At 70.1% G+C, this 16803-nt stretch carries 14 protein-coding genes; 11 read left to right on the top strand and 3 right to left on the bottom strand.

Annotation, left to right across the window (positions count from 1 at the left end; translation table 11 throughout):
• Positions 1 to 160 precede the first annotated feature (160 nt).
• From ACGFYN_RS39295 to ACGFYN_RS39275, 5 genes are all read left to right on the top strand, one after another.
• Positions 161 to 1492, top strand: a complete 1332-nt coding sequence (locus ACGFYN_RS39295; RefSeq protein WP_393870778.1) for an ABC transporter substrate-binding protein — start codon at positions 161 to 163, stop codon at positions 1490 to 1492.
• A gap of 116 nt (positions 1493 to 1608) precedes the next feature.
• Complete coding sequence (locus ACGFYN_RS39290) at positions 1609 to 2520, top strand: carbohydrate ABC transporter permease (protein ID WP_393870777.1); 912 nt, start codon at positions 1609 to 1611, stop codon at positions 2518 to 2520.
• On the top strand, positions 2517 to 3419 hold the full coding sequence (locus ACGFYN_RS39285) for a carbohydrate ABC transporter permease (protein ID WP_393870776.1): 903 nt from the start codon (positions 2517 to 2519) through the stop codon (positions 3417 to 3419). The genes ACGFYN_RS39290 and ACGFYN_RS39285 overlap by 4 nt, the downstream gene beginning before the upstream one ends.
• Positions 3420 to 3421: 2 nt before the next feature.
• Positions 3422 to 5140, top strand: coding sequence for a hypothetical protein (locus ACGFYN_RS39280; protein WP_393870775.1), 1719 nt, complete (start codon positions 3422 to 3424; stop codon positions 5138 to 5140).
• Between the two features lie 82 nt (positions 5141 to 5222).
• The gene (locus ACGFYN_RS39275; RefSeq protein WP_393870774.1) at positions 5223 to 7055 is read left to right on the top strand and encodes a hypothetical protein; all 1833 of its coding nucleotides are present in this window, start codon (positions 5223 to 5225) and stop codon (positions 7053 to 7055) included.
• Here the strand turns inward: ACGFYN_RS39275 and ACGFYN_RS39270 are convergent.
• Positions 7045 to 7698 carry a nucleoside/nucleotide kinase family protein gene (locus ACGFYN_RS39270; protein ID WP_393870773.1) on the bottom strand — a complete coding sequence of 218 codons (654 nt, stop codon included), beginning with the start codon at positions 7696 to 7698 and terminating at the stop codon, positions 7045 to 7047. The genes ACGFYN_RS39275 and ACGFYN_RS39270 overlap by 11 nt on opposite strands.
• Before the next feature lie 103 nt (positions 7699 to 7801).
• Between ACGFYN_RS39270 and ACGFYN_RS39265 the strand changes: the two genes are divergently transcribed.
• From ACGFYN_RS39265 to ACGFYN_RS39245, 5 genes are all read left to right on the top strand, one after another.
• Positions 7802 to 8197: a YybH family protein gene (locus ACGFYN_RS39265; RefSeq protein WP_393870772.1), complete on the top strand. Its 396-nt coding sequence runs from the start codon at positions 7802 to 7804 to the stop codon at positions 8195 to 8197.
• Between the two features lie 56 nt (positions 8198 to 8253).
• Positions 8254 to 8994, top strand: coding sequence for a beta-phosphoglucomutase family hydrolase (locus ACGFYN_RS39260; RefSeq protein ID WP_393870771.1), 741 nt, complete (start codon positions 8254 to 8256; stop codon positions 8992 to 8994).
• Entirely contained in the window at positions 8991 to 11333 is a 2343-nt protein-coding gene (locus ACGFYN_RS39255; protein ID WP_393870770.1) for a glycoside hydrolase family 65 protein, read from the top strand. Before ACGFYN_RS39260 ends, ACGFYN_RS39255 begins: the two co-directional genes overlap by 4 nt.
• Positions 11334 to 11424: 91 nt before the next feature.
• A complete protein-coding gene (prcB, locus tag ACGFYN_RS39250) occupies positions 11425 to 12279 on the top strand; it encodes a proteasome subunit beta (protein ID WP_393870769.1) in 855 nt (284 codons plus the stop codon).
• Between the two features lie 91 nt (positions 12280 to 12370).
• Entirely contained in the window at positions 12371 to 13495 is a 1125-nt protein-coding gene (locus tag ACGFYN_RS39245) for a HoxN/HupN/NixA family nickel/cobalt transporter (protein ID WP_393870768.1), read from the top strand.
• 13 nt (positions 13496 to 13508) lie between these two features.
• Here ACGFYN_RS39245 and ACGFYN_RS39240 read toward each other — a convergent pair whose 3' ends face one another.
• The gene (locus ACGFYN_RS39240; RefSeq protein WP_393870767.1) at positions 13509 to 14468 is read right to left on the bottom strand and encodes a hypothetical protein; all 960 of its coding nucleotides are present in this window, start codon (positions 14466 to 14468) and stop codon (positions 13509 to 13511) included.
• Positions 14469 to 14479: 11 nt separating this feature from the next.
• Positions 14480 to 15952 carry an APC family permease gene (locus ACGFYN_RS39235; RefSeq protein ID WP_393870766.1) on the bottom strand — a complete coding sequence of 491 codons (1473 nt, stop codon included), beginning with the start codon at positions 15950 to 15952 and terminating at the stop codon, positions 14480 to 14482.
• Between the two features lie 332 nt (positions 15953 to 16284).
• Between ACGFYN_RS39235 and ACGFYN_RS39230 the strand changes: the two genes are divergently transcribed.
• Positions 16285 to 16788 (top strand): DUF5709 domain-containing protein, encoded by a 504-nt coding sequence (locus ACGFYN_RS39230; RefSeq protein ID WP_393870765.1) that lies wholly within the window; start codon positions 16285 to 16287, stop codon positions 16786 to 16788.
• Positions 16789 to 16803 lie beyond the last annotated feature (15 nt).

The raw sequence follows: 16803 nt of genomic DNA, 5'->3' as shown, positions 1-16803 counted from the left end.
CTTGTGCGACGACGGCCCTCATGGCCGGGGATCCCATCCGTCAAGGAGCGATGCGGCCGGGCGAGGCCGCGCCCCCGGAAAGCGAAATTTCCTGCAAAATGCACCCGTGCCGCCTCGGTCGGCGCCGTGCTCCATCCCCAATGACGAAAAGGGATCGAAGATGATCAGTGTGGGTGTGCGGCGCTCCCGCCGACTCGGCCGCGGTGGCATACGCCGCGTGGTTCCCCTCGCTGCCGTGGCCACGGCAGGTGCCCTTCTGCTCTCCGCCTGCGGCGGCTCGGGATCCGGCTCGGGCGGAACCTCCAAGTCGCTGACGTTCTGGATCTCCACGGTTCCGGGGCAGGACGCGGGCTGGAAGAAGCTGGTGGCGCAGTACAAGAAGGAAACCGGCGTCAAGGTCAAGCTCGTCAACATCCCCTACGACGGCTACCCGACGAAGCTGCACAACGCCGCGCAGGCGAACTCGCTGCCGGACGTGGCGGACGTGCCGGCGCTGGACCCGATCTGGTCGAACAAGCTGATCGACCTCAGCTCCGTCGCCAACGACAAGACCAACAACATCAACGCCAACTTCCTCGCCAAGGACTCGTCCGGCAGGGTGCTGTCCATCCCCTCGGACGTCACCGCGTCCGGCCTGTTCATCAACAAGACGCTGTTCAAGAAGGCCGGTGTCTCCGTCCCGGCCTCGCCCGACAAGACCTGGACGTGGACCGACTTCATCAAGGCCGCGGACCAGGTCCGGGAGAAGACCGGCGCCAAGTACTCCCTGACGTTCGACCAGTCGCCGTCCCGGCTCCGCGCCATGGTGTACGAGATGGGCGGGAAGTACGTCCACGCGGACTCCTCCGGCAAGTTCTCGGTGGACGCCGCGACCAAGAAGGCCGTGAACTACTTCGTCGGACTGAACGACGACAAGACCATGCCGAAGTCGGTGTGGACCAGCGGCGCCGACCCGTCGGCCATGTTCCAGAGCGGTGACGTGGTCGCCTACTGGTCCGGCGTGTGGCAGGTTCCCGCCTTCGCGGACAGCATCAAGAAGTTCGAGTGGGCGAGCGTCCCGACTCCCGCCCAGCCGGTGCAGGCCAGCGACGTCAACAGCGGCGGCATGATGGTCGGGTTCAACAACAACGGCGCCGCGTCCACCGCCGCGAAGAAGTTCATGTCGTGGCTGTACGAGCCGGACCACTACCGCGAGCTGTGCGAGGCGTCCGGGTTCCTGCCCGTGGAGAGCGGTCTGAACCCGACGTACCCCTTCAAGTCCGAGGCGGCGCAGGCGGCGTTCAAGCTCTACAACGAGGAGATCCCGCTCTACGCGCCGATCTCGGGCTACTTCAACACCGCGCAGACGAACTGGGTGCTCAAGGGCAAGAGCCTGACCACCGACCCGACCAAGACGGAGCTCGGCAAGGCGATCAACGGCCAGCAGTCGGTCGGCAAGGCACTGGACAACATCGTGGCCGGCTACAACCAGCAGGTCGGCGGCGGATCGTAGGCCTCAGGGCCGGGCGGCGGGCAAGACTCCGCCGCCCGGCCCTCGGGCGCCCACGTGATGCCGGGCTCAGGGCCTGAGCCCACAGGAACCCATTCCACCAGCACGGAGTCAGGAAGATGACAAAACGCGCCTCGGACGTGTCCGTGAGCCCGCCCAGGAGACGCAACAGCTACACCGTCGCGCCGCTCGTCCTCATCGCGGCCAACGTCGTGCTCTTCGCGCTGTTCTTCGTCTGGCCGGCGGTGATCGGGCTCGTCTACTCCTTCACGAACTACACGGGCGTGGGGGCGTTCCAGTTCGTCGGACTGGACAACTACCACAACCTGTTCGGGGACTCCACCTTCTACGACGCGCTGACGCGGACGCTGCTGTACACCGTGCTCTTCGTCCCGCTGAACTTCGCGCTCTCGCTGCTCGTCGCCAACGTGGTGGTGAGCAAGCACGCCAAGGGAGCGTCGGTCGCCCGCGTCCTCTTCTTCATCCCGTGGCTGCTGTCGCCCATCGTCGTGGGTGTCCTGTGGCGGTGGCTGTTCGGCGAGAACTTCGGACTGGTCAACTACGTCATCGAGAAGCTCGGCGGGCACGCCGTTCCGTGGCAGTCGAACGCCGACCTGTCGCTGCTGGTGGTGGTGATGGCGGCGTCCTGGGCCTGGACGGGCTTCTCGATGCTGCTGTTCATCGCGGCGATCAAGAACGTGCCGGTGTCGTACTACGAGGCGGCCTCGCTCGACGGTGCCGGGCCGTGGCGCCAGTTCATCAGCATCACGCTGCCGAGCATCGCGCCCACCTCGTTCATCGTCATCCTGCTCAACACGATCAACGCGATGAAGGAATACCCGCTGTTCGTCTCCCTCAACAACGGCGGACCCGGCACGTCGAACAACCTGCTTGTTCAGTACATCTATCAGACCGGATTCCAACGGGGCCAGATCGGCTACGCGAGCGCCGCGTCGTTCGTGCTCATGCTCATCCTGATGGCCGTCGCGATCATCCAGCTGATCGTCAACCGGCGGGTGGAGAACCGATGACAACCACAGACATGTCACGCCCGGTCGACGCCGATCGTGGACGGGCCGTCCCCAAGAAGCGGCCCCGCGGGGCGCGCAGCGGTGGGCTCCGGCAGGCGGTGTCCGCGACGACGCTGCTGTGGATCCTGGCGTGCCTCTACGGGCTGCCGGTGCTGTGGTTCATCCTCAGCTCCCTCAAGCCGGCCTCGGACCTGTTCTCCTATCCGCTGACGCTGGTTCCGCACAACCCCACGCTGTCGGGTTACCTGACGGCGTGGCGCAGTGCCAACTTCTCCCAGTACTTCATCAACACGACCATCGTGTGCGTGATCACGACGGTCCTCACGGTGGGAGCCAGCTGCTGCACCGGGTACGCCCTGGCCAAGTACGACAACAAGTGGCTCAAGGTCTTCTTCGTCTGCATCCTGGCCACCACGATGCTGCCGTCCGAGGTCATGCTCGCCCCGGAATTCCTGGTGGTCCGCAACCTCGGCCTCTACAACTCCTTCGGCGGCATCATCCTCCCGGCCGTGCTCACCGCGACCGGATGCTTCATGTTCCGCCAGTTCTTCCTGACGGTTCCCGACGAACTCGTGGAAGCCGCGCGCATCGACGGCGCCCGCGAACTGTCGATCTTCCTGCGGATCATGGTGCCGCTCTCCCGGCCCATCATGCTGACCCTCGCCATCCTGTCCTTCCAGTGGCGGTGGAACGACTACATCTGGCCGCTGCTGATGCTCAACGACCCCAACAAGTTCACCGTGCAGATCGGCATCCAGAGCATCGTCGGCGCGCAGAACATCAACTGGTCGGTCCTGCTGGGCGCGTCGGTCATCTCCATGATCCCTCTGATCGTCATCTTCCTGGTCTTCCAGCGCTACGTGATGGGCGCCGACATCAACGCCGGACTGAAGGACTGACCGTGCCCACCCCGCTCGACCACGAGTTCGTCCGCGCGGCGGCCCGCGCCGCCGACCGGCTGGCCGCCCCGGCGGCGGCCCACCCCGACGAGGAACCCGCCGGGTCGACCCACCGCGCTCTGGCACGCCGGGTGAAGACCCTGGTCGCGGCGTACCGCTCCACGGACTCGGCACTGCACGGCAGCAGTCAGGCCGTCGCCGCCGCGATGACCCACCTCCGCTCACTGAGGGCCGCGCAGACCACCACCGGCCTCTTCGCCGGCGGAGACAACGTGCAGTCACCGCCGGATTCCGCGTTCACCGTCAACGACGTGTGCGACGCGCACGTCCTCGCCGCCGGCGCGGGGCCGGAACTGCGCGACGTCACGGCCTCCCTCGCCGAGATCGCCGGCGCCGCCACAGGCAGTCTCCTGACCGGTGGGGTGCACACCCCGAACCACCGCTGGGAGCTGTCCGCGGCGCTGGCCCGGCTGCACCGGTCGTTCCCCGACGACCGGCTGCTCGACCGCATCGAGGAGTGGCTCTCCGAGGGCGTCGACATCGACGCGGAGGGCCTGTACTCGGAACGGAGCGCCAACTACGCGGCCCACGTGTCCAACCCTTCGCTGCTCCTGCTGGCCGACGTGCTGGGCCGCGCCGACCTGCTGGACGCCGTCGAACGCAACCTCGCCACGACCCTGGACCTCATCAGGCCTGACGGCACGGTGGAGACCGTCCACTCGCGGCGGCAGGACCAGAACCACCCGTTCCCGCTGGCGCCCTACCTGCCGCACTACCGGCTGCTCGCGATCCGCACCGGCCGGGGCGACTTCAGCCGGGCGGCGCGGCTGGCGGCCGCCGGCGGCATCGACGACCCCGGCCTGCTCGCCGAGACCCTCCTCACCCCGGCCCTGTGCCGCGCCCTGCCGGCCCCGGCTGCTCGGGCACTTCCGCGCGACCGGTACATCACCACCGCCCGTCTGGCGGCTCGGGCCTCCGCCACCGCGCACACGGTGGTCTACGGCGGCTCCGACGTGCCCGAGCACCGGCGCATCCGGTCGGGTCTCGCCTGCAATCCCACCTTCCTGCGCCTGTTCGCCGGTGACGCCGTCCTCGACGCGGTCAGGCTCTCGCGGGGGTTCTTCGACCTGGGCCCGTTCCGCGCCGCGGGCATGCAACAGCTCGCCGACCACCGGTACCGCCTCACCGAAACCCTCACGGCCGCCTACTACCAGCCGCTCCCGCCGGACCGGCGCCGGGACGACGGCGCCTACCGGATGGCGGACGAGGGACGCTTCTCGGCCGCGATGGCCTTCCCGGACCGGCCTCGGGACGAGGTCTCGCACACGACCCGCGTCGAGGTGGACCTGAGGGAGGACGGTGCCGATCTGCGGATCGACATCAGCGGACCACGAGTGCCCTGGTCCCTCGAACTGACCTTCCGACCCGGCGGCGTGCCGGAGGGTGCCGTACCGATGGGCGACGGACGCTGGTGCCTGACGGCCGGGCCGATGACCTATCGGGCCGGTGACGACGAGATCCGGGTCGAGGCCGAGGTCGAGGCGGGCGAACCGCTTGCGGGGCCGGACCGGGGCGACGTACTGCGATACGACCCTGGTCAGGACTACACCGTGGTGGGCGGCACCGACGCGACGGCCGGGAACCGCCTCTACATCGGTGGGTCCGGCCCGCATACGCTGACCGTCGCACTGCGCGCCCGCCGGTCCGCGCCTTTCGTGTGACCCCTACGACCCACGCCGTGGCCACCTGCATGGCCACCTCCGGCATGAAGGGCTGATCCCCGTGCGCCTCGCGTCCCCTCCCGTGCACCTTCCCCATCAGCGCGGCCCCCTGCACGACCTGCCGGACGGTCCCGAGGCCTACGACGCCGTCCTCGCCGGCGTCGTCGAGCAGGCCCTGCGGCGGATGACGCCGGAGGGCAACCTCGAACACCCCGACTGCGTCGACGACATCGGCGACACCTCCCTCGGCCTCACGTCCCTCCTCGTGCTCGCCCAGCAGCGGACCAGGGACCCGCGGCTGCCGGAGGCGGTGCGCCGCAGCCTCGCCTTCCATCTGCGCGAGCGCGTCTACACCGAGGACAACCCCGGCTACCCGAACCTGCGACTCGTCAACTCCGTTCTTCCGTACGCCCGTTACGTACTGGAGGCGGGCGCCCACCCGATCGGCGACTGGCCGAGCACGGTGTGGGCGCTGCTCCAGGCGGTCAACATCCTCGACGCGCCGGACGGCCTGGTCGACGCGGAGCAGCGCACCCAACTTCTCGACGTGGCACGGGGATACTGGCGCCGGCTGACCGAGGCCACCTTCTTCAACCCGCAGGAAGCCGGCAACCAGGCCATCGGCTGCGTCGTCGGCGGCCTGATGCTGGCCCGCCATCTCCCGCCGGAGGACGGGGAGTCGGTCCGCTCACGGGCACTCGGTCTGTACGCCGGGAAGATCCGCGCCCACCGGGTGCCCGACCGTGGCGCCCTGCTGCCCCCGGAGCACCGCGGCGCCTACGACAACAACTACGGCCCGATCTCGCTCTCCTTCCTCGCCCAGGCCCACCGGGTCAGCGGCGAGGAGATGTTCGCCGAGGACGGCGACGTGCTCGCCCGCTACCTCGACGCCCGCCTCACGAACGGCGGCTTCGACAACGGCGGCCCCCGCTACAGCGAGCAGCACTCCGGCTTCGAGTCGGTCCTCGGGCTGCGCTACTTCGGCCGCCGTATCGGCTCCGACCTCGGCCGCTACCGGGGCGACACCCGCTGGGCACGCCACGCGGTCAAGCCCGACGGCGGCGTCGACGGCCACTTCGCCTGGATGCTGGTGTGGCAGATCCAGGACCCCACGCGCTGGCACCGTACGCCGCGGGCCGAGCCGGCGCGCCACCAACTCCGGTCAGGGACCGTCTCGATGGCCTTCGACGACCGTATGACTCCCTCCGTCGTCGAGGCGGCCGGCACCTACTATCTGCCCGCCGCCGTGAACCGTCAGCACGGCTTCGGCCCCGTGCTCAACGGGTTCGTGTTCTGCCGCCCCATGGGCGAGGTCCGGGTCCGCGACCTGCGCACCGGTGGACTGACGGCGAAGCTGGTGACCAAGCCGGTGGTCGGCCGCGACCACGTCCTGCGCCACGTGCGGTCCCTCTACGTCACCGACGGCACGAGCCTGTGGACCACGGTGGCCGTCGAACGGCTGCCGGGGGAGCCGTACTTGCTCGCCGGCCTGCCGTACGCGGCCGACGACGGCGACCGGGTGCGCCGGACGTCCGAGGGCGCGGTGGCCTCGGCGGGCGCGCTGCGGCTGACCCACCCCGAGGCGCAGGGCGCGGAGCACTTCGACGCCCGCTGCGAACTCACCCAGGAACAGGCGGCGTTCGCGCTCGCCGCCGATCCGCGCGGCTACGGCAACCCCGACGAGGGCTGGCGCCACCTGGTCAGCTCCACCGCGCTGGAAGCGGGCCCGATCGCGGAGGCGCCGGAGGATCTGCACGTGTTCGCCGTGCGATACGGCTCCGAGGGGCCGCTCACGGTGTCGGTGGAACGTACGGGTGAGCAACTGACTGTCCGTACGGCCGACTTCACCGCGGTGATCGGGCCCGTGGACGGGTGGGGTGAGCCGGAGCTGACGGTGCGCGCGGTCAGTACTTGAGGGTCAGCTCGCCCATCGGCACCAGCAGGTCCGCCCGTTCCCGGGCCGCGGCGACCAGTTCGGCGTTGCGCTGGTCGCTGCGCATCACCCACTCCACCGCCTCCTCGTGCCCCTTGCCGAACCGCTCGTGCCGGGCGATCAGCCGGCGCAGCCGCTCCGGCTCGTCCAGCTCGCAGAACCACACCTCGTCGAGCCCCGCGCGGACCCGCGGCCACACGCCCGCCTCGAGCAGGAGGTAGTTGCCCTCGCTCACCACGAGGCGGGCGGCCGGGGGCACGGCGACAGCTCCGGCGATCGGCTGCTCCAGCACCCGCTCGAAACCGGGCGCGTACACCACATCGCCGTACTCGTCCTCGCGCAGACGCCGGAGCAGCGCCGCGTACCCGGCCGCGTCGAAGGTGTCGGGTGCGCCCTTGCGGTCCCGGCGGCCGAGCCGCTCCAGCTCGGCGTCGGCGAGGTGGAAGCCGTCCATGGGGACGTGCGCGACCCACGGCGGGCCGCTGCCGTTCAGCTCGCGCACCAGGTTCTCGGCGAGCGTGGTCTTGCCCGCGCCCGGGCTGCCGGCGATGCCCAGGACCGCGCGCCGCCCGTCGCGGGGCAGGGAGCGGGCACGGCCGAGGAGATCGTCGAGAGTCAGCGGCACAGGGCAGAGTGTGTCACCCGGCCGGTTGAGTGATGAACCACGGGGCAGCGGGGAGTCGTCCCTTGACAGGGGACATGTCCCCGGTGAGGGAAGGAGCGGTGCCGTGCCCGACGACGCAGCGCAGATCCGCACACTGGTCGAGAGGTGGGCCGAAGCCGTCCACCGCGGCGACCTCGACGCGGTCATCGCCGACCATGCCGAGGACATCGTGATGTACGACGTCCCGCCGCCGCACGAGGGCCTGCACGGCCTCGCTGCCTACCGCGCGACCTGGCCGCCGTTCTTCCAGTGGCAGGCCCAGGGCGCCTGTTTCGACATCGAGACGCTCGACGTCACCGCCGGCAGCGACGTCGCCTACGCGCACGCCCTGCTGCGCTGCGGGACACCCGAGGAACTGGCCGAACACCCCACCCTGCGGCTGCGGCTGACCTTCGGCCTTCGCAAGGAGCGAAACCGCTGGCTGGTCTCCCACGAGCACCACTCGTTCCCGCACGACTGACCCGTGTGGCGGGCGTCACGATGTTGAACGACCTGCCTGCGGGGAACCGGTTCGGTATGACGCAGCTCGGTCTCCCTGAATCCATCCAGGCCTGCCTCTTCGACCTCGACGGGGTCGTGACACGGACGGCCGTCGTGCACGCGGCCGCCTGGAAGGAGACGTTCGACGCCTTCTTGCGCGAGCGCGACGGCGAGAACTTCCGGCCCTTCGACTCCGCCGCCGACTACGACGAGTACGTCGACGGGCGCCCCCGCGCCGACGGGGTCCGCACCTTCCTCGCCTCCCGCGGCATCGAACTGCCCGAGGGCAAGCCCGACGACCCGCCGGACGCGGCGACGGTGAACGGGGTCGGCAACCGCAAGAACGCCCTGGTCCTGGAGAAGATCCGCACCGACGGCGTCGAGGCGTACGAGGGCACGATGCGCTACATCGAGGCCGTACGGAAACAGGGGCTGCGCACCGCGATCGTCTCCTCCAGCGCCAACACCCGGGACGTGCTCCGCTCGATCAAGGCGGAGCAGCTCTTCGACGTACGGATCGACGGTGTCGTGGCCGCCGAGCGGGGGCTGCCGGGCAAGCCGCACCCCGACACCTTCCTCGCCGCCGCACGGGACCTCGGCGTCGAGCCGTCCCGGGCGGCCGTCTTCGAGGACGCCCTGGCGGGCATGGACGCGGGCCGCTCCGGCAGCTTCGGCTACGTCGTCGGCCTCGACCGGGTCGGCCAGACCGACGCGTTGTACGCTCACGGCGCCGACATCGTGGTCAAGGACCTCGACGAACTGGGGGACCGTTCGTGATCACCCACCGGTCGTACACCGTCGAACCCTGGGCCGTGCGCGAGACGCGGCTCGACCTGGACGTCCTCGCGCAGAGCGAGTCGGTCTTCGCGCTCTCCAACGGCCACGTCGGCTGGCGCGGCAACCTCGACGAGGGCGAACCGCACGGCCTGCCCGGTTCCTATCTGAGCGGCGTCCACGAGGTGCACCCGCTGCCCTACGCGGAGGCCGGCTACGGCTACCCCGAGTCGGGCCAGACCGTCATCAACGTCACCAACGGCAAGGTGCTGCGGCTGCTCGTCGACGACGAGCCCTTCGACCTGCGCTACGGCCGCCTGGTCTCCCACGAGAGGGTGCTCGACCTGCGGCGGGGCGTGCTGGAACGCACCTGTGAGTGGACCTCGCCCGCAGGCTCCACCGTCCGCGTGCGCTCCACCCGTCTGGTCTCGCTCACCCAGCGGGCCGTCGCCGCGATCGCCTACGAGGTGGAGGCCGTCGACAGCCGTTCGCGGGTGGTGATCCAGTCGGAACTCGTCGCCAACGAGAGCCTTCCCGGGTCGAACGGCGACCCGCGCGCGGCCCAGGCGCTGAGCTCGCCGCTGGAGGCCGAGGAGGACGTCGCCGTCGGCCACCGGCTGCGCCTGGTGCACAGCACGAGGCGCAGCGGGCTGCGTGTGGCGGTGGCCGCCGACCACCAGGTCACCGGCCCGGACCGCACCACGACCGCCAGCGAGAGCAACGTGGACGTGGCCCGGCTGACGGTCACCTCGGTGCTGGAGCCCGGCGAGACCCTGCGGGTGGAGAAGCTGGTCGCCCACGGCTGGTCCGCCGCCCGCTCGCGGCCCGCGATGAGCGACCAGGTCGAGGCGGCTCTGGCGGCGGCCGGGCACAGCGGCTGGGACGGCCTCCTGGAGGACCAGCGCGCCTACCTCGACGACTTCTGGGCGCGCGCGGACGTCGAGGTCGACGGCGACGAGGAGATCCAGCAGGCCGTACGCTTCGCCCTCTTCCACGTCCTTCAGGCCGGCGCCCGCGCCGAGCAGCGCGCGATCCCCGCGAAGGGCCTGACCGGTTCCGGATACGACGGCCACGCCTTCTGGGACACCGAGACGTTCGTGCTGCCCCTGCTCACCTACACCGCGCCCCAGGCCGTCTCCGAGGCGCTGCGCTGGCGGCACAGCACCCTGGACGCCGCCCGGGACCGCGCGGCCCAACTCGGCCTGAGCGGCGCCGCGTTCCCCTGGCGCACCATCGAGGGCCAGGAGGGCTCGGCGTACTGGCCGGCCGGCACCGCGGCCTTCCACATCAACGCCGCCGTCGCCGACGCCGTCGTGCGCTACACGGCGGCAACCGGCGACACGCACTTCGAGCGCGAGGCGGGTGCCGAACTGCTGGTGGAGACGGCCCGGCTGTGGCGCTCGCTCGGTCATCACGACCACGCGGGCACCTTCCACATCGACGGCGTCACCGGCCCGGACGAGTACAGCGCGATCGCCGACGACAACACGTACACCAACCTCATGGCCCGCACGAACCTGCTGGCCGCCGCCGACGTCTGCGAACGCCACCCGGATCAGGCGGCGCGGCTCGGCGTCGACGACGAGGAGAGCGCGGCCTGGCGGGACGCCGCCGAGGCGATGCACATCCCGTACAACGACGAGCTCGGGGTGCACGAGCAGCACGCCGGATTCACCCGCTACCAGCGCTGGGACTTCGCCGGCACCGGACCCGACCACTACCCGCTGATGCTGCACTACCCGTACTTCGACCTGTACCGCAAGCAGGTGATCAAGCAGGCCGACCTGGTGCTGGCGATGTACACCTGCGGCAGCTACTTCGACGACGAGCACATCGCCCGCAACTTCGCTTACTACGAACCTCTGACCGTCCGGGACTCCTCGCTCTCGGCGTGCGTGCAGGCCGTCATCGCCGCCCAGGCCGGCCATATGCGCCTCGCCTACGACTACACGGCCGAGGCCGCGCTGATGGACCTGGCGGACCTGGAGCACAACACCCGCGACGGACTGCACATCGCGTCGCTGGCCGGTACCTGGATGGCCCTCGTCGCGGGCTTCGGCGGACTGCGCCGCGACGGGGACTCCCTGTGCTTCGCGCCGCGCCTGCCGGAGAAGTTCAGCAGGCTGGCCTTCTCCCTCCAGCTCCTCGGCCGCCGGCTGCGCGTGGAGATCGGCCCGGACAAGGCGACGTACACCCTGCAGTCCGGCCCACCGCTGACGATCCGCCACCACGGAGACGCGCTGACGCTGCGCGACGGCGACCCGGCGGTCCGCGCGGTCCCCCGGTCGCCGTCCGGCCCGGCCCCCGCACAGCCGCCCCACCGCACCCCCAACGTCCGCTGACGCGAACGCCCTCGCACCCGGCGAGGGCGTTTCCGGCGGCCCCGCTTCAGGTAGGACTCCGGTTGTCGGATGGACGCGAAGGGGGAGTGGTATGACGGCGAGCGACTCGGACGGCCGGCTGGGGGAGGAGTTCTTCACCCCGGCGACCTCGTCCTTCACGGAGTTCCTGGCGGCGCACCGCCCGGAACTGCTGCCCACCCGCCCTCCGTTCCCCGACGGAGTGCGCGCCCGGGACGGTCGGTTCCCGCACGGCACCACCGTGCTGGCCCTGGCCTATCGCGACGGCGTGATGATCGCGGGCGACCGCCGGGCCACCATGGGCAACCTCATCGCCCAGCGCGACCTGGAGAAGGTGCATCCCGCGGACGACCACACCGCCGTGGCCTTCGCCGGCTCCGTGGGCCTCGCGCTGGACATGGTGAAGCTGTACCAGGTCGAGCTGAAGCACTTCGAGAAGATCGAGGGCATCCCCATGACCCTCAACGCCAAGGCGCGGCGGCTGGCGGGGATGATCCGGCAGAACCTCGACCAGGCCATGCAGGGCCTGGCCGTGGTACCGCTGCTCACCGGCTACGACGTGTCGGCCCCGGAGGGGGAGCGGGGCCGCATCTTCAGCTTCGACGTCGTCGGCGGCCTCTACGAGAAGGAGGACTTCCACGCCGAGGGCTCCGGATCGCCGTACGCCCGGGGCGCGCTGAAGAAGCTGTTCCGCAAGGGCATGGACCGGCGGGAGGCGGCACTGACCGCCCTCCACGCGCTCTACGACGCGGCCGACGACGACTCCGCGACCGGCGGCCCCGACATCAACCGCCGCATCTTCCCGATCGTGTCAGTGATCACCGGGGACGGCTTCGAGCGGCTCTCCGAGCCGGAGACGGAGGAGCTGACCCGGGAGATGGTCGAGCAGCGCCGCAGCCGCCCGGACGGACCGAACACAACCCCCTGAACGGGGAAGTCCGCGGTCTTTTCGTTTCCATGACGAAGATCTGCCATGGCATTTACTGCACATGATGTGCAGGTACGTGATGATGGCACTCATGACGGCCACCACCCAGGACACCGCATGGCACCGCGCCCGCAGGTCGATGACGCGGGAGGAATGGACCAGGCTCACGGGAATGGCCGTCTTCGTGATCGCCCTGCACGTGATCGGCTGGTTCACGCTCGTCGGGATCGTCGCACCCGAGCACTACAGCATCGGCCAGAAATCCTTCGGCATCGGCATCGGGGTCACCGCGTACACGCTCGGCATGCGGCACGCCTTCGACGCGGACCACATCGCGGCGATCGACAACACCACCCGCAAGCTGATGGGCGAGGGGAAGCGGCCGCTGTCGGTCGGCTTCTGGTTCTCGCTCGGGCACTCCAGCGTCGTCTTCGCGCTGGCGCTGCTGCTCTCCTTCGGCATCAAGGCCGTGGCCGGACCGGTCCGCGACGACGGCTCCGAACTCCACGACGTCACCGGCCTGATCGGCACGACCGTCTCCGGGACGTTCCTCTACCTCATCGCGATCATCAACATCGTGATAATGGCGGGGATCTGGAAGGTCTTCCGGCAGATGCGCTCCGGCCACTTCGACGAGGCCGCGCTCGAGGAGCAGCTCGACAAGCGGGGCTTCATGAACCGCCTGCTCGGCCGCGTGATGAAGTCGATCGACAAGCCCTGGCAGATGTACCCGCTCGGCCTGCTCTTCGGCCTCGGCTTCGACACCGCCACCGAGATCGCGCTGCTCGTCCTCGCCGGCTCCGGGGCCGCCTCCGGCCTGCCCTGGTACGCGATCCTGTGCCTGCCGGTCCTGTTCGCCGCCGGGATGTCGCTCCTGGACACCATCGACGGCACGTTCATGAACTTCGCCTACGGCTGGGCCTTCTCCAAGCCGGTCCGCAAGGTCTACTACAACCTCACGATCACCGGGCTCTCCGTCGCCGTCGCCCTGCTCATCGGCAGCGTCGAACTCCTCGGCCTGCTGGCCGAGAAGCTAGGTCTGCACGGCTTCTTCTGGGACTGGGTCGCCGGCCTCGACCTCAACACCGTCGGCTTCGTCATCGTCGGCCTGTTCTTCGCCACCTGGGCCGTGGCCCTGCTGGTGTGGAAGTTCGGCCGGATCGAGGAAAAGTGGACGGCGGGCCTGGCCCCGGTCGCCGAGCAGCCCGCCGAGTAGGCCCGCCGTCCAATCAGCCGCGTAACTTCAGCTCCTTGCGGGCTTTCATGATCTGCTGCTGTGGATCTCCCGTGTACGACCAGGGAGTTCGCGTGGCGCGCCGGCCCAGCATCCGCAGCATGGGTCCCGCGACGTCCGTGACACCGCCCAGGCAGGCGGCGTGTGCCAGGTAGTTGAGGTCGCGCAGCTCGCCGGGTGCGATGCCGTTGTGCGTTCCGCCCATGATCCAGCGCTGCCAGGTCCGGCGCAGGTCGCTGACCGCGCCGTCGTGGTTCCAGTGCTGGCCGAGGCCCACCGCGGAGCGGCTGCCGTGCGCCGCGTCGAGGGCGTAGCGATACTCTTCCACCCTTGCGTACTGCACCAGTACCGGCAGCGCGCAGCCCGGTGGTGCCACGCCGGCCGCGTCGCGGGCGAAGTCGTACATCAGGCCGTGTGTGCCGTGCCAGCGCGCCGAGTAGTAGTGCAGCACCTGGAGATGGCCCTCCACGCTGTAAGGATCGCGCTGGTGCAACTCGTCCCACCAGCGCCCCAGTTCCTGCCGGCGCACCCCCGCGGAGTACAGCCGGGCCACCGAGATCAGCGAGATCCACGGCGTCGGGTCGTCCAGGTACGCCTCCGCGGCCAGCAGGCACGCCGTCACCGCCGCGTCGATACGGCGCTGGTCGATCGGCACGCCCCGGCCCGCGGCGATCGCCAGGTTGAACGCGCGTGCCGTCTCGGTCGCCGCGCGCAGCACCAGCGCGTCGCCGCTGCGGGGTTCGGCCGCGAGCCACGACTCCACCGTCGAACTGCCCGCACAGGCCTGGGCGAGCAGCCGGACGCGATGGCCGCGGGCGAGCCAGCTGGGGCCGGTGACCCGCAGCAGGTCCCGCAGTCCCTGCCAGCGCCCGATGACGATGTCGTGGCAGGCGTCGGTGAGGGCCGCGTCCCCGCAGTCCGGGTCGAAGTCGGGGGCGAATCTGTCGCGTGCCATCGGGGTCTCCCTCAGAAGTCGGTGGAGAGACCCTCGTGGACACGTGAGTTCGTGGCCGGCTGGTCGTCGGGCACGTATTCGGCCGCGACGGTCCTCGTGGCGTCGAGCCGGGCGGGCCGGTAGTAGTCGCTGCCCTGTTTCCAGTACCAGAACATCGGGACCAGGCCGACGGCCAGCCCGCCGATGCCGATGGCGATCGCCGCCGGGTCGAGCTCGCCCAGCGACTCGACGAAGATCCAGAACATGAACACGGCGCCGAACAGCGGCCACAGCCCGCCGAGCAGGAAGTCCGCGGCCGACTTCAGCAGCATCTTGCGGTACGCGACGACCACCGCGAGTCCCGCGAGGCCGTAGTAGACGGCGATCTGCAGGCCGATCGCCGAGATCGCGTCGGAGAGGATGTCGCCCACCGAGCCAAGGGCGTTGGAGGCGATGAACATCGCCAGTGCCACCCCGCCGACCACCGTGATCGCCACCCACGGGGTGTTCCAGGTGCGGTGCACGCGCCCGAGGGCGGACGGCATCGTACGGTCGCGGCCCATCGCGAACAGGGAGCGTGTGACCTGGATGAGGGTGGTCTCCAGGGTGGCGATGGTCGACAGCATCACCGCCACGATCAGCAACCTGCCGCCCCAGCCGGGCCAGATCTCCTCGCCGAGCGCGCCCAGCACGTTCGCGTCGTTCTCCTCGATCTGACGCGAGCTGAGGATGACGTTCACCGCGACGGTGAACACCTCGAACAGCAGGAAGACGATGCCGACTCCGATCAGGCCCGCAAGTCCCGTCGTACGACGGCTGTTGCGGGTCTCCTCACTGAGGTTGCTGGTGACGTCCCAGCCCCAGTAGTAGAAGGCGGCGACGAGAGCGCCCGAGGCGAAGCCCGCCGTCCCGTGGAAGTGGCTGAAGCCGAACCAGGACCAGTCGAAGGTGCCGGCGTTGCCGGTGTGGAACAGCGCGAGCACGGCGAACAGCGCCAGGATCGTGAGCTCGACGCCGGACATCAGGAGCTGGGCGCGCACGGTGAGGCGGGCGCCGCCCAGCACGACGAGAAGCATGAGCACGAACCAGGCGGCGCCGACGACCGTCGACAGTGCGGTGTTGTCGGCGAGGCCGTCGTCGAAGAGGGAGAGGGTCATCGCACCGGCCGGCAGCGAGCCCGCCACCATGAAGATGGTCGCCGAGATCACCAGCGCCCAGCCGCTGATGAAACCGAGAAAGGGATGGAGCGTCCGCCCCACCCAGGAGTAACTGGCGCCCGCGTTCACGTCGATCCGGCCGAGATAGCTGAAAGCGAGCGCGATACCCAGCATGGGTATCGCGCAGTACAGGAGGGCGGCCGGGCTGGCCAGGCCCACCGCGCCGACGAGGACGGCCGTGGTAGCGGCGATGGAGTAGGCCGGGGCGCTGCCGGCGACGGCCATCACCACGGTGTCGAACGTACCGAGGGCATTGGCCTGCAGCCCTCTGCCCCTGATGTTGCTCATGTGCGCTGCTTTCCGTCTTGCACGACGTCAGGGACGACCGCGGCCCGGACGACGTAGGGGGTGGGGGGTTGAACTCGCCCCGGGCGCACGAGGGTTGGCCTCGGGCCAGGGGCGGAGAACGACATGGTGGAACCCGCACGGCCGGTGCGTTGCCGGGCAGTAACAGCGTGTGTGCGAGTGATGATAGCCCCCCACTCAGCGCATTCAAGATTGACCAGGAGGTAATCTCCCCGGCCTGCCCGGGACGGCCGAGGTTGGACCGCGCGCAACGGGAAACGCGGATCAGGACACCGTACGAGGACGACCTGACCGAGCGCGCGAAGGAGACAGTCATGGGCAGCGAAGGCACGAGCCCCGAACCGATGGCGGACGACGCCTACCAGCCCACCGGAACCAACGAGGAGCAGGCGGACGCGGCGCCGCTCGACCTCCAGGACGCCATCGGTGAACGCTCCTACGACGACATGCTCGACGAGGGCTATTCGCCGCCGGAGAAGCCGCTCGGCGTCACCAAGTACGGCACCACGGCCGCCGAACAGCACGACGGCGAGACCCTCGACCAACGGCTCGCGGAGGAAGTCCCGGACGTGACACCGCCGCCGGGAGACGAGATCGGCGACCTGCCCCGGGGCGAGGGTGAACCCGTCGACCCCGAGGCCGGTGCGGACCGCGCGGGCCGCCTGGTCGCGCCGGACGAGGGCGCCCACGCCGACACCACGAAGGAGTCCGTCGCCTTCGACGTGGGCATCGACGCCGGGGCCGCCGGTGCCGAGGAGGCGGCCGTCCATGTCGTGCCGGACGACGCGGAGTTGCCCGACGCCGAGCAGGACCGCTGACGCGGGCGCCGGGCC

Origin of the sequence: Streptomyces sp. NPDC048419 (genome assembly GCF_043200415.1) — a bacterium.
Classification (GTDB): domain Bacteria; phylum Actinomycetota; class Actinomycetes; order Streptomycetales; family Streptomycetaceae; genus Streptomyces.
Note: the sequence above shows the minus strand (reverse complement) of the source record. Positions and strands in the feature narration are given on the sequence as shown.

Coding starts and splice junctions, on each gene's coding strand:
- ACGFYN_RS39285 (WP_393870776.1), top strand. CDS start 2,517: ATGACAACCACAGACATGTCACGCCCGGTCGACGCCGATCGTGGACGG.
- ACGFYN_RS39260 (WP_393870771.1), top strand. CDS start 8,254: ATGACGCAGCTCGGTCTCCCTGAATCCATCCAGGCCTGCCTCTTCGAC.
- ACGFYN_RS39245 (WP_393870768.1), top strand. CDS start 12,371: ATGACGGCCACCACCCAGGACACCGCATGGCACCGCGCCCGCAGGTCG.
- ACGFYN_RS39235 (WP_393870766.1), bottom strand. CDS start 15,952: ATGAGCAACATCAGGGGCAGAGGGCTGCAGGCCAATGCCCTCGGTACG.
- ACGFYN_RS39240 (WP_393870767.1), bottom strand. CDS start 14,468: ATGGCACGCGACAGATTCGCCCCCGACTTCGACCCGGACTGCGGGGAC.
- ACGFYN_RS39290 (WP_393870777.1), top strand. CDS start 1,609: ATGACAAAACGCGCCTCGGACGTGTCCGTGAGCCCGCCCAGGAGACGC.
- ACGFYN_RS39295 (WP_393870778.1), top strand. CDS start 161: ATGATCAGTGTGGGTGTGCGGCGCTCCCGCCGACTCGGCCGCGGTGGC.
- prcB (WP_393870769.1), top strand. CDS start 11,425: ATGACGGCGAGCGACTCGGACGGCCGGCTGGGGGAGGAGTTCTTCACC.
- ACGFYN_RS39230 (WP_393870765.1), top strand. CDS start 16,285: ATGGGCAGCGAAGGCACGAGCCCCGAACCGATGGCGGACGACGCCTAC.